Here is a 12,971-nt window from a genome sequence, read left to right as displayed (position 1 = left end):
GCACAACAGCTTATAATTAGCTATGGCCGTGTTGATTTTTAAAAATACTATTGGACGTTGTAATATTTTAAAAGAGTTGTCTAAGGACAATGCTAACCCTCAGTTTACGCACGATTTAAACGTTATTATTTTTTGGCTAAATGGCGTGTTAGCTTTTAGAGAGGGCATAAGAATTAGAGAATGGTTACAAGGTTTTGATCGTAGTATTTTTGGTGATAATGTATTTGAAATTATTGGTGATTGGACAGCATCCTTTGTTAATGGTAATACACATATTAAGAAGTAATTGTGCCTTTGCGTCGCGAAGTGATTTGCTATTATTTTGTGAGTGGTTCATTTGATGCACAACGTACTAATTTTTGAGGTGTTTTTGATTATGGTTTTGGTGAATGTGATAATCAGGCAACATTTACTTGCAATAATGGTACTGAAATCTCAATTACTTTAATTGTATATTGTGGTTTGATTTTAGTTGATTGGATATAAAAAAAGCGAGCTATATGGCTCGCTTTTTCAAGTTATAAATACGTGTAAGGTTAGGGAAATGTTTTATGACTGTCATGCACCCATTTGTTAAGTTTGCGATATAACTCTTTCTTTATTATCGGTTTTGAAATAAAATCAATACATCCTTTTTCAAAACACAATTCTTTTTCTTCTTCCATCGCATGCGCAGTTTGCATAATAATTTTTGCCTTAGGATTAATTTTAAGTATTTCGTCAAGGGCCTCAATACCGCTCATTTTTGGCATACGTATATCAAGAAGCACGAGATCAACATGAGGATTTTTTATGAAGTAATCAACCGCTTCTTTGCCATTTTTGGCAAATTCAATTGTGGCACCAGTGGTCATTAAAATGCGTTCTAATAATAAACGAATCAGCTTATTATCTTCAGCAATAAGAATGGATTTGTTTTTTAAGAATTCACCTTTTTCAATTGGTGATTTTTTTTCAGGAGAACAGGTGCTATTAGTAACTTGATAGGGCAGTGTAAATTCAAAGGTACTACCGCGATAAAACTGAGATTTTACCGTTATTGTTCCACCTAACATCGTAACCAGTGCCTTGCAAATAGCAAGACCAAGTCCTGTGCCTCCATAGTTCTCTTTGTTTTGGTAGTTTAATTGTTTGAAAGAATCAAAGATTTGTTCTTGTTTTGACTTTATAATACCAATACCTTCATCCTTGACAAAAAACTTTATTAAATCACCTTGTGTCTCGTAGCCGTAACTTATTGTCCCTCTGTTCGAGAATTTAATGGCATTCTCAATCAAATTAATTAAAATCTGTTTCAGTCTCCTAACATCTGTTTTTAATTTAAGCCCTTTTGTACGTTGAGATACTACTGGTTTTAACTTTAGATTAGGTTTATCTCTTTGCAGTTTTATTTGTTCAAAAGTTAATGTAAGGTTTGTAAATAGTAACTCAATATCACACTCATCATAATGCAGTTCCAACTTTCCAGACTCTATTGTAGAAATATCGATAATATCATTAACAAGGTTTAATATTTGTTTGGAATTACTATCTATAATCTCGAGATATTTCAAGCGCTCATGCTTCTTTAAGGTGTCTTCCTTAAGCAAGTCAGCAAATCCTAAAACGCTCGATATCGGTGTGCGGATTTCGTGACTCATATTTGCTAAAAAGTAGTTTTTTTGAAGATTGGCAAGGGCTTCATCCTTGGCTTTCTTCTTGGCGTTTATTAGGGCAACTTCGTTTAGTTTACGTTCTGTAATGTCTTGAGCAGCACCGCGCAATCCTATTATTTTGCCATTTTCTATAACTGCTTCTCCTTTACCTAGCAGCCATCCTGTCTCACCATTAGCTTTAATCATTTCGAGTTCAAGCTCGTAAGAGGTACCTTTAGCTTTGGCATCTGACACTGCTTTGGATAGAATTTTCCAGCTATCGGGTGTAAATAATTGCGACTGTCTTTTGTAGTTAGGGGCAGCCTTATTTTTGTCTAATTTAAAAATATGATATAATTCTTCAGACCAAGTTACATTTCCATTGGTTAGATCTAAAGACCAACTGCCAACACAAGTTAAGCGCTGTATATTATCAAGTTCTCTTGCATACCTTGCAAGTTTATTTTCATTGTTTTTTCTTTCCGTTAAGTCAAAAATAATACATGCAAATTCACCTATTTTTGGTGAGAAGGTATTTACTTCAAAATATTTATTTATTGTGCTTATATATCCACTTATAGTTTGATTTTTGCCTTCTAATGCTGTGATACTAAATTTTTGAATCCACTGGTTAGGATCGTTAATCAAATTTGGTAAAACTTTAGATATACGTTCACCAATGAGTTTATCTCTTTGTATCCCATGGATATCTGAATAGGCTTGGTTGACATCAATATATTCACAATCGATGGGGGTATTATTTTTGTCTGTGATAATTTTGGCATGAATAAAACCTGCATTAAGACTGTGAAAAAGATTCGTGTAATTTAGATTAACCTTGTCTAATTTTGCTTCAACCTCCTTTATTAAACTGATATTGTTCATGGTAATGATAACTCCTTCAATTGATTCATCATTTTTGACAAAAGGGCTAACGCGTAGCAAATAATAATTACCCTTTAAGTCTATAATTTGATCTTCGATAGTTTCGGAATTTTCCAATACAATTCTGGCATTGGCGTTAATCCGTACAACTGTAGAGGGCGGGAAATTGGATTTTATAGAAGAAAATTTCTTGCCCACATCTATATCCTCCAGATTGAAAATACGTTGTATTTCTTGAGTGAACTGAGTAACTCGAAGATCAACATCTAAAAATAGCGTTGCAATTTTGGCAGTGTCCAACAAACTAATAATGTCTACATTTAGTGCTGCAGACTCACGTTTTTCCGTGATAGCTTTGGTACTATTATTGTCAATTCCTCTATTTGTTTTCATTTAGTTTAATTCATAATCGCTAAACTAAATTGATGTCAAAATAGGAATGAGATAGTTGGGGAACTAAAATACAATAAGACTGAATTTACTAAAAAATCTGAGATAAACACTAATTTCTATATAAGAATTTTCTTTATCTCATCACGGCCTTTAATTTCTTAGTGGTTGATTTTTAATTAAATCTATGTAGAGATTAATTTTTTGTTTCAAATCTTTTCTATGACTAATAAAGTCTAAAAACCCGTGCTCCAACAAGAATTCTGACGTTTGAAATCCTTCAGGTAATTCTTGGCCAGTAGTATCTCTTACGACACGAGGGCCTGCGAAGCCAATTAAAGCTCCAGGTTCAGAAATATTAATATCGCCAAGCATAGCAAATGAAGCTGTAGTTCCACCAGTTGTAGGATCTGTGCACAGTGATATGTATGGTACTTTGGCTTCTGCCAGCTGTGCTAGTTTTGCTGATGTTTTAGCCAATTGCATCAAGGATAATGCCGCCTCCATCATACGCGCACCTCCAGATTTAGAAATAATCATGAACGGTATTTTTTTCTTTAATGCATAATCAGCAGCTCTAGCAATTTTTTCACCAACCACACTACCCATGGAACCACCAATAAAACTAAAGTCCATACAGGCAATTACTAAGTCTTGCCCCATGGATTTACCAACTGCTGTTCTTACCGCATCTTTAAGATTGGTTTTAGTCTGAGCCGCTTTTAAACGGTCAGGGTATTTTTTAGTATCTACAAATTTTAAAGGGTCTTTAGAACTTAGATTGGTATCTAATTCTTTGAATTTATTCTCATCAAAGAGAATTTCAAAATATTCTTTACTACCTATTCTCACATGATACCCATCTTCTGGACTAACGTAAAAATTCTGCTCTAACTCTTTAGTGTCTATTATTTTTCCGGTAGGCGATTTATACCATAAGCCTTTAGGGGTGTCTTTTTTTTCTTCAGTTGAGGTCTGAATACCTTTGTCTTTTCTTTTGAACCAAGCTGTCATATAACATTATATTTTTTGGATTCAAGATTAAGATTGTAAATCTTAATCAAAGTTTACGTTAGTTACTGTGCAAATGTATAACATATAAAATTACTACAATCTATATTCTCTCCAAAAATTGGCAAATGCTAGTTTTCGATATTTTATACGTGAAAACCCACTAAATATTTATTTTTAGTGGGTTGTAGAATATTAGTAGTAAAATGCTAATTATAAGGTGTCTACGTTATTTAAATCTTCGAAAGCCCTTTTTAATCTATCCACAAAAGATTCTTCTGCTTTTCTTAACCAAACTCTTGGATCGTAGTATTTTTTGTTCGGTGAGTCAGGACCATCTGGACTTCCAATTTGCGTCTGTAAATAATCCTTTTTTTCGTCGATATAATCTCTGACACCGCTTAAGAAGGCCCATTGCATATCGGTATCAATATTCATTTTAATAACACCATATCCAATAGCTTCTCTTATCTCTTCTACAGTTGAACCTGACCCTCCATGGAAAACAAAATCTATGTGATTGTGTTTAACATTGTATTTTTCTGAAACGTACTCTTGAGAATTCTTTAAAATTTTCGGTGTCAGTTTTACATTTCCTGGTTTATAAACACCGTGAACGTTTCCAAAGGCAGCTGCCACTGTGAATTGGTCACTAACCTTCATTAATTCTTCATAAGCGTAGGCTACTTCTTCCGGTTGCGTATATAACTTAGACTCATCTACATCACTATTATCGATACCATCTTCTTCACCACCAGTAATCCCCAATTCAATTTCTAAAGTCATACCCATTTTACTCATTCGCTCAAGGTATTGTTTACAAATTTCTATATTTTCTTCTATTGGCTCTTCAGATAAATCAATCATGTGAGAACTGTAAAGTGGTTTCCCGGTTTCTTCAAAGTGCTTTTCACTGGCGTCGAGTAAACCGTCAATCCAAGGCAATAATTTTTTAGCACAATGATCTGTATGAAGAATGACAGGAACACCGTAAGCTTCTGCCATGTGATGTACATGTTTTGCGCCGGCAATAGCACCAGCAATAGCACCTTTTTGGTTGTCATTACCAAATCCCTTGCCTGCATTAAATTGAGCACCGCCATTTGAAAATTGAATAATAACTGGGGCATTTAGTGCTTTTGCGGTTTCCAAAACACCATTAATTGTGTTAGATCCAATAACATTAACAGCTGGTAATGCAAAGCCTTTTTGTTTGGCTAATTGGAATATTTCTTGAACTTCTCTACCTGTTGAAACACCAGGTTTTATGTTATGACTCATAATTTTATGATTGAAAAATTAGATCTCAAAAATAAACAAATTTTGAGTATATACTTGGCTAAAATTCCTGTAAAGTGTCGAAAACGATGTAGCCAAATCAGAATGGTTTTTAGAATGGATAGTTGATACCAATATTATAAACGGCATTTCTAAAGTTATAATTTTTAAACCACCGATTACCTTCAGAAAGCGAAGGTTCATAAGTTTTAAAACCTATATCAAAACGAAGTACAAAGAAATCAAAATCATAGCGTAAGCCAAACCCAGAACCAACGGCAATATCTCTCAAAGATTTAAAATTGGTGAATGTGGAACGTTCATCCTCGACATTGTCTAAAACATTCCAGATGTTACCAATATCGACAAAAAGGGCACCTTTTAAATCACCAAAAAGTCTAAAGCGCTGTTCTGCGCTTAAATGAATTTTAAGGTTGGCCTCATTAAACTCATTGGTTGTCGATGAGCTTCCAGGTCCTAAGTTATAAGCCGTCCAAGCTCTATTGTCATTTGGTCCTCCAGCAAAGAAACTCTCGGCAAACGGAATACTGTTTGAATTGCCATATGGTATAGCGATACCAGCATAACTTCTAAAAGCAAAAATACTATTTTGACCGAAGTCAAAATACTTTACATAGTCGATCTCTGTCTTGAAATATTGAGAAAAAGCTACTCCGAAAATTTCATAATTCCCGTTTTCATTTTTTGCAGAACCAAAAGCTTTAGACAAAATAGAAAACATGTTTCCTGCTATTTCAACTCTCCATTTAAATATTGAGAAATCATTGTCAAAAAAATTGGTTCTTCGATTTATAACATAATCAAAACTCGAGGAGAATATGAGGTTGTTTTCTGTTAGTCTTTGTTTTCGCTCATCGATATTATTTACAGTAATATAATCTTCATCGTCAGGATTCAATACCGTATTTTCATTTAAAACATCATCGATAAACTGATCAGCTTCCGTAGGTATGGATAAGTCTTCGTTGCTCTCAATATAACCAATATCCTGAGCAATACCATTTAGCCTATCGTAGGAGTTTGTGTAAACACCAAAGTAATTGCTGGTGTTAAGATTTTTCACAAACTGTATATTAAATAACTCCAAAGTATTTGAAACCGTTGAGGATGGTTTCCAATTGTAACTTAAAAGTCCTGACAGTGTTTGTTTATCAAGTCCAATATTTTGTTGGCTTGTTGCTGATAAATTTATAGCTGTGTTTGGCGACATGTATTTTGGAATAATACTATCTGTGTTAAATGGCGTAAATAAACGTGGAATATTTAAACGGATATTACCACCAAATTCATTAATATCAAAAAATGTAGCTTCATCGTTACTACCATCCTTTGATGCGCCTATGGCAGCGATTCCGCTAATTTCTAGGGTCTCAGCTCCTCTAAATATATTTCGAATTTTTAATCCTGGTGTTACAGAAAATCCGATAGTTTGAATGTTACTTTGTGAGACGTCAAAATCGAGACTTAACGCATATTTCTTTTTTGGTTCTAAATAGATATTTGCCGTTAAACTAGAATCTTCGCGGTTTTCAAGATATTCGATACTCGGATATCTGAACACTTGCAGATCATTGAGGTATCTTGATGTTCGACTACGTGCTATATCTGTGTATATGTCACCTTTATTAATAAAAATAGCGTCAGTTAAAGCTTTTGGTTTAAACCGTAATTTTTCTTTACTAAATAGGTTGTAACCCTTGTAAGTCGTTGTGTCAGAAACAGCTTTGTCTCGGTTTTCGAAGTTATCATCAGTAAATATATTAACTTCTTTTATGGTGTATGGTTTAAACAGAATTGTTGCTATAGAATCACCTTCTCTTAATGAACGGTCAGCAATTACGAGCTCAGTGTTTACTTTATGATTGGTATCAATAGTATCCGTAACAAATCTTATGTAATCTTGACCAAAGTAATAGAAGCCATGATTTCTTAAAAAAGTGCTGATGCGTTCCCGTTCGTCCTCATAATTCTGCTCATCATATTGTTCTCCTTTTATCAGTAAAGCATCTTTACTGAAATTGGGATATAATGCACTAATAGCTGGACTACTTATGATTGGTTTTATGGAATCTAAAAAATAAGGGTCTTTTTTAGTTACCTTGTACGTTACCTGCGCTCTTTTATTACTGTCTTTTTTAATCTCATAATCCACAGTGTTATTAAACCAACCTTTACTGTAGTAATATTTTCTGAGATTAGTTGCTGTTTTCTGTGTCTTTACTTCATTCAAAATTGTAGGTGCCTCTCCTGTACGCTTTAACCAGCTATTAAAATTCCGTTTAGATTGAATCCATGTATCAAACTGCTTTTTAGAGAGTAGCTTTGTTTTTCGTTTTACTTTTAAGCTGTCACTTAAAATATTCGCATTAATAATCGAATCAATATTTGGTCTTGCTAGATTATAAATATGTAATCTTAAAGGAAACCCAAGTAAACCATTCATTCCTGAGTTGTTCTTTTGAATTATGAGATTGTTTATTCGATCATTCTTATTGATCTTATCGTCTTCTATAATGGTGTTTTTTGTAATCAGATGCTCGTCTGAGCTCACACGTTTAACGACATCGCAAGAGTTAAAAAGGAATGCAGGAATCAATAACATTATGGTGTAAACAATTTTACACTGTTGAAGAGGTATTGAAATGCGAATTTTCAAGCTTAATAAATGATTGTTTTATTGATATTGATTGCTGTAAACAAAAATTAGTCCAAAAAAGGTTTACTTTGTATGCTCTTAGCAAATGTAAAGACATTTTAATGGTTACAAAGCATCAAATAAAAGTAATTAAAAGTTTAGGTCAAAAAAAATTTAGACTGCAATTAGGCTTGTTTGTGGTGGAGGGTATAAAGGGGATTAATGAGTTTCTATCTTCAGATTTTGAACTTGAAAACTTGTTCACAACTGAACTTATTTTTGATGCTCCAGAAGACTTAATAAATGTTATTAGTACTTCGGATTTGAAACGTATTTCTACCTTAAAAAGCCCAAATACAGCACTTGCTGTTTTTAAGATTAAAGCATCGGAGCAGATTGAAACTGGCAAACTCATAATTGCTTTGGATGATGTTAGAGATCCTGGAAATCTTGGTACCATCATTAGATTATGCGATTGGTATGGGGTAAGGGATCTAGTTTGTAGCTTAAATACAGTTGATTGTTACAATCAAAAGGTCGTGCAAGCAACTATGGGCTCTTTATCGCGCGTAAATATTACTTATCTAGATTTAAACGACTATATAGCATCATCTGAGCTCCAGGTCTTTGGCACCTTTATGGAAGGAGAAAACATATACACGGCTGAAATCCCTGAAACTGGATTAGTTATTTTAGGCAATGAAGCTAATGGTATTTCAAAAGATATTAAAGTTAATAGAAAATTAACAATTCCTCAGTTTGGTGATGTTAACGCTACTGAAAGTCTAAATGTAGCTAATGCAACCGCGATTCTCTTAAGCGAATTCAAAAGGCGTTCTATTGAAATGTGAAATTAATAAAAATACCTCTGGTTTGCATTTTTGATACATTACCGGTCCAAGGGCTATTTGGATCAGTGTCTCTTATAATTTCATCATTTATAGCGAAGACTCCTCTGATTGATGGCGTAAATTTAAAGTATAATAGGTAGAGGTCTATTCCAAATCCAATTTCATAGAAATAAGTGTTTTTTCTCATTCTAAATTCGCCAGCACTATTATCATCAGGGTTATCCTGATTACTCGATAAATTCAGTGCTGTAGAAAAACCACCAACTATAAATGGTTTAAAATTATTGATTCGTTTAGTTGAAACTTTTAAGAGTAATGGCACATGGATGTAGGTCGATTTCACCTCGCGTATTAAATCAGAACTATTAAAATCTGTTCCTGCAAAATAACTCTCATCATATATTAAATTTCTTGTTGTGAAAAATACTCCGGGTTCTAACCTTAGATTTAAATGATCGTTAATACGCATATCTCCGATTAGCCCTAAATGAAACCCAAAGGTTTTGTCAACTAGGATATCTTTTAAATCTTGCTCGTAGTTAAATTTAAAATCATACTGATTAAACCCTAAGAAATAGCCCCAAGACAAAAATTTCTGATCTAAATTATCAATATTGTTTGCTACTTTTTCTTTGGTAAAAAGTTGTGCAGATGCATTTTGAAATGCTGTTAACAATGCAAGTAGGACTATGACTTGTTTCATATTAAGCTTTAGATGCGGTGTATATGGTAGCGACACCCATAGTTTGAGGTTTGTCTTTGACATTAATAAACCCAATTTTTCTCAAAATATTGTTCAATGCTTCACCATATGGAAAAACCGATGCGGATTCGCTTAAATAATTGTAAGCAATCTTATCTTTTGAAAATAATTTTCCGATAGTTGGCAGGATAAATTTAGAATAAATATTGTAACCAAACTTGTAGACTGGATTTGTTGGTACTGAAGTTTCTAATACAACAAAGATGCCATTTGGCTTAAGTACTCTGAGAATTTCAGCAAGTCCTTTTTCTAAAGTCTCAAAATTCCGAACTCCAAATGCGACGGTAATAGCGTCGAAGGTGTTATCTTCAAAGGGTAAGTCTTCAGAATCACCAATAACCATAGAGATAATATTGTCAAGCTGCTTGGATTTTATTTTACGTCTTCCAACTTCTAACATGCCATCGCTAATGTCTAATCCAATAATTTCTTTGGCACTGGTAGAGGTAAGATTAATGGCCAAGTCTCCTGTTCCTGTGGCTATATCTAATATGTTGTTAGGATTTGTTTTAGAAACTATCTCAACAACCTTGTTTCGCCACTTGACATCAATGCCAAAAGATATGACGCGATTTAAATCGTCATATTCATTAGAAATGGTATCAAACATCTCAGTTACCTGCTCTTTCTTAGAGGCATGACTATCTTTATATGGCTTTACTTTTTCAGACATTCATAATTTTTTGCAAATATACTAAGAACTTCTAAGTCCCTATAACTTTAGTATCACTTATAACTTCTTAGTATATTTGTATGTTTATTTGAACAATTCAAGATGAAAATAATTATCGCAGGCGCTGGAGAGGTAGGATTTCATTTGGCAAAATTATTATCCTACGAGTCGCAAGAGATAACCCTAATAGATACCAAGAAAGATAGTTTAATCTACGCAGGAGAGCATTTAGACATCAAAACTATTAAAGGTGATGCCACTTCTATTTCTATATTAAGAGACGCTAGGATTGAATCGGCAGAATTATTCATCGCCGTTACATCTTCAGAGACTATTAATATTACGGCAAGTGTATTAGCAAAACAACTTGGCGCGCAGCGCACTATTGCAAGAATTTCTAATACCGAATTTATTGAAGAGAAAGAAACTATCGGTTTTTCTCAATTTGGTATAGATGAGTTAATTTCTCCAGAATCCTTGGCGGCATCTGAAATTGAACTCTTACTAAATCAATACGGGTTTAATGACACTTATGAGTTTGAAGATGGTGCATTGACCATGCTTGGGCTACGATTATCACGTACAGCAACCTTTGTTGGGAAAACCGTTAAGGAAGCAGCTGAGTTATATTCGGAACTGCATTTTATTCCAATAGCCATTCAACGCCTTGCCACGCAATATACGATTATTCCAAGAGGCGATACTCAATTTAAAGAAGGGGATAAGGTAGTCTTTATGACCTCTAAAGGGGGTGATGCAGAATTGTTTGAATTATCAGGTAAAGTAAAAGCGGAAATCAAGAATGTAATGATCTTAGGTGGAAGTAAGATTGGTTATAAAACAGCGAGGGATTTATGCAAGAGTAAGTTTAATGTTAAATTGGTGGAGAGCAAAAAACCTGTAGCTGAAGATTTAGCTGATCAGTTGCCTAATGCCTTGGTTATTTGTGGTGATGGTAGAAATGTTGAAATCCTAGAAGAGGAAAACATTACGGATATGGACGCTTTTATTTCGGTAACCGGAAATTCGGAGACCAACATAATGTCATGTCTTTTAGCTAAATCCAAAGGGGTCAAAAAGACCATTGCTTTAGTTGAAAACATGGACTATTACCAATTATCACAGTCTATTGGAATAGATACATTGATCAATAAAAAACTCCTTGCCGCAAATAATATTTTTAGATATATCAGAAAAGGTGAGGATGTTGCGATGACAAAGCTTACCAATATGAATGCCGAACTATTAGAGTTTGTTGTTAAACCTAATTCTAAAATAACAAATAAGGTTATTAGAGATTTAAACTTTCCAAGGTCTGCTATCTTTGGTGGTGTTATGAGAAATGGAACAGGATTGATACCTTTAGGTAGTTTTAGAATCGAGGCGGGGGATCGTGTTGTGGTATGTTGTTTGCCACGTTCTATTTCTGAAGTAGAAGCCTTTTTTGCATAATTTGGATTATGTCTCGAATGCACCTTAATTATAAAATTATTTTCCACTTTTTTGGACTGCTATTACTGTTTAATGGCGGTTTTATGATGTTGGCTACACTAATAAGTCTCATTTACAGTGATGGTGTAACGCTCAATTTATTTCTCGCAGGATTATCAACGTTGCTTCTAGGTGGGATTGCAATGTATGGTACTAAGAACCACAGAAAAGAAATGAATAAGCGTGAGGGTTATATCGTTGTGGCATTTGGTTGGATTGTGATGTCATTAACTGGAACCTTACCTTATATTGCTACCCAGGCTATACCGTCTTTTACTGATGCATTTTTTGAAACCATGTCAGGTTACACCACTACTGGTGCTAGTATTTTAAATGATATTGAGATTTTACCAGAAGGTGTACTCTTTTGGAGAAGTACCACACATTGGATAGGCGGTATGGGAATTATTGTATTGGCGATAGCCATATTACCTCTACTTGGTGTTGGTGGAATGCAGCTATTTGCCGCGGAGGCTCCTGGTCCTGGTGGTGATAAATTACATCCTAGAATTACTGATACTGCTAAGCGTTTATGGCTCATTTACTTTGGGTATACAGTTGCAGAGACTATTTTACTTCAAGTTGCAGGAATGTCATTTTTTGATGCTATAAATCACGCATTAAGTACGTTATCAACTGGAGGATTTTCTACCAAAAATGCGAGTATTGCATATTGGAATGATAATCCAGCAATTCAGTATATCATCATCTTTTTCATGTTCCTAGCAGGAACTAATTTTGTATTAAGTTACTATTTGTTTAAAGGAAATGTGACTAAGATTATCAAAGATGATGAATTTAAACTATACTTTAGATTTATTACCGCTTTCACCATTGTAGCAGCTTTACTTATATATTTTCGTGCAGATATATCTCAGTCCTCTTTGGCTCATCCCATGGTCTTAGGTGAAGGCGAAAGTGCTATAAGGCATGGACTGTTTCAGGTACTAGCTATTGTTACAACAACCGGATTCGTAACTGCAGATTACACAATGTGGACCCCGTTCTTAACGGTATTCTTCTTTGGTTTAATGTTTTTGGGTGGTTCTGCAGGAAGTACTTCTGGTGGTGTTAAGGTAGTGAGACATCTCATTTTGATAAAGAATGGATTTTTAGAGTTTAAGCGTTCGCTACATCCAAATGCTATTTTACCGGTGCGTTATAATACGAAGTCTATATCTAAAGATATCGTTTTTAATATTTTGGGCTTTTTTATTCTATATATGCTGTCCTTTATTATTGGAGCTCTTGTTTTCTCAATGTTTCAAATTGATTTTACTTCAGCAATAGGTCTTTCAGCATCGAGTTTAGGAAATGTTGGTCCGGCCTTAGGAGACTT

Annotated in this window: 10 protein-coding genes; 4 read left to right on the top strand and 6 right to left on the bottom strand. The window is 34.2% G+C overall.

Annotated features, from left to right (window positions below; all coding sequences use genetic code 11):
* Positions 1-22: 22 nt before the first annotated feature.
* A complete protein-coding gene (locus tag HRU49_RS12150) occupies positions 23-286 on the top strand; it encodes a hypothetical protein (RefSeq protein ID WP_296357537.1) in 264 nt (87 codons plus the stop codon).
* 250 nt (positions 287-536) lie between these two features.
* Here HRU49_RS12150 and HRU49_RS12145 read toward each other — a convergent pair whose 3' ends face one another.
* The 4 genes from HRU49_RS12145 to HRU49_RS12130 form a co-directional block, all read right to left on the bottom strand.
* Positions 537-2,912: a response regulator gene (locus HRU49_RS12145; protein WP_296357535.1), complete on the bottom strand. Its 2,376-nt coding sequence runs from the start codon at positions 2,910-2,912 to the stop codon at positions 537-539.
* A 150-nt stretch (positions 2,913-3,062) separates the two neighbouring features.
* Positions 3,063-3,923, bottom strand: a complete 861-nt coding sequence (gene accD / locus HRU49_RS12140) for an acetyl-CoA carboxylase, carboxyltransferase subunit beta (protein ID WP_296357533.1) — start codon at positions 3,921-3,923, stop codon at positions 3,063-3,065.
* A gap of 210 nt (positions 3,924-4,133) precedes the next feature.
* A complete protein-coding gene (fbaA, locus tag HRU49_RS12135) occupies positions 4,134-5,201 on the bottom strand; it encodes a class II fructose-bisphosphate aldolase (RefSeq protein WP_296357532.1) in 1,068 nt (355 codons plus the stop codon).
* 109 nt (positions 5,202-5,310) lie between these two features.
* Positions 5,311-7,821, bottom strand: a complete 2,511-nt coding sequence (locus tag HRU49_RS12130) for a BamA/TamA family outer membrane protein (RefSeq protein WP_296357530.1) — start codon at positions 7,819-7,821, stop codon at positions 5,311-5,313.
* A 155-nt stretch (positions 7,822-7,976) separates the two neighbouring features.
* On the opposite strand from HRU49_RS12130, the gene HRU49_RS12125 reads away from it, so the two are divergent.
* Positions 7,977-8,705, top strand: coding sequence for an RNA methyltransferase (locus HRU49_RS12125; RefSeq protein ID WP_296357528.1), 729 nt, complete (start codon positions 7,977-7,979; stop codon positions 8,703-8,705).
* On the opposite strand, the gene HRU49_RS12120 is transcribed toward HRU49_RS12125, so the two are convergent.
* Positions 8,692-9,408, bottom strand: coding sequence for a porin family protein (locus HRU49_RS12120; RefSeq protein ID WP_296357526.1), 717 nt, complete (start codon positions 9,406-9,408; stop codon positions 8,692-8,694). The genes HRU49_RS12125 and HRU49_RS12120 overlap by 14 nt on opposite strands.
* Position 9,409: 1 nt before the next feature.
* Complete coding sequence (ubiE, locus tag HRU49_RS12115; RefSeq protein ID WP_296357523.1) at positions 9,410-10,141, bottom strand: bifunctional demethylmenaquinone methyltransferase/2-methoxy-6-polyprenyl-1,4-benzoquinol methylase UbiE; 732 nt, start codon at positions 10,139-10,141, stop codon at positions 9,410-9,412.
* Between the two features lie 102 nt (positions 10,142-10,243).
* On the opposite strand from ubiE, the gene trkA reads away from it, so the two are divergent.
* Complete coding sequence (gene trkA / locus HRU49_RS12110; protein WP_296357522.1) at positions 10,244-11,593, top strand: Trk system potassium transporter TrkA; 1,350 nt, start codon at positions 10,244-10,246, stop codon at positions 11,591-11,593.
* 17 nt (positions 11,594-11,610) lie between these two features.
* Positions 11,611-12,971: potassium transporter TrkG (locus HRU49_RS12105; RefSeq protein WP_296357539.1), on the top strand; the 1,361-nt coding region annotated here is incomplete at its 3' end.

Origin of the sequence: Winogradskyella sp. (genome assembly GCF_013213975.1) — a bacterium.
GTDB lineage: Bacteria > Bacteroidota > Bacteroidia > Flavobacteriales > Flavobacteriaceae > Winogradskyella.
This window is presented reverse-complemented; position numbering and strand designations above follow the sequence as displayed.

What these genes read in the sequence shown, in the direction of transcription:
- HRU49_RS12130 (WP_296357530.1), bottom strand. Translation starts at nt 7,821, where the DNA reads ATGTTATTGATTCCTGCATTCCTTTTTAACTCTTGCGATGTCGTTAAA.
- HRU49_RS12120 (WP_296357526.1), bottom strand. Translation starts at nt 9,408, where the DNA reads ATGAAACAAGTCATAGTCCTACTTGCATTGTTAACAGCATTTCAAAAT.
- ubiE (WP_296357523.1), bottom strand. Translation starts at nt 10,141, where the DNA reads ATGTCTGAAAAAGTAAAGCCATATAAAGATAGTCATGCCTCTAAGAAA.
- accD (WP_296357533.1), bottom strand. Translation starts at nt 3,923, where the DNA reads ATGACAGCTTGGTTCAAAAGAAAAGACAAAGGTATTCAGACCTCAACT.
- HRU49_RS12145 (WP_296357535.1), bottom strand. Translation starts at nt 2,912, where the DNA reads ATGAAAACAAATAGAGGAATTGACAATAATAGTACCAAAGCTATCACG.
- fbaA (WP_296357532.1), bottom strand. Translation starts at nt 5,201, where the DNA reads ATGAGTCATAACATAAAACCTGGTGTTTCAACAGGTAGAGAAGTTCAA.
- HRU49_RS12125 (WP_296357528.1), top strand. Translation starts at nt 7,977, where the DNA reads ATGGTTACAAAGCATCAAATAAAAGTAATTAAAAGTTTAGGTCAAAAA.
- HRU49_RS12150 (WP_296357537.1), top strand. Translation starts at nt 23, where the DNA reads ATGGCCGTGTTGATTTTTAAAAATACTATTGGACGTTGTAATATTTTA.
- trkA (WP_296357522.1), top strand. Translation starts at nt 10,244, where the DNA reads ATGAAAATAATTATCGCAGGCGCTGGAGAGGTAGGATTTCATTTGGCA.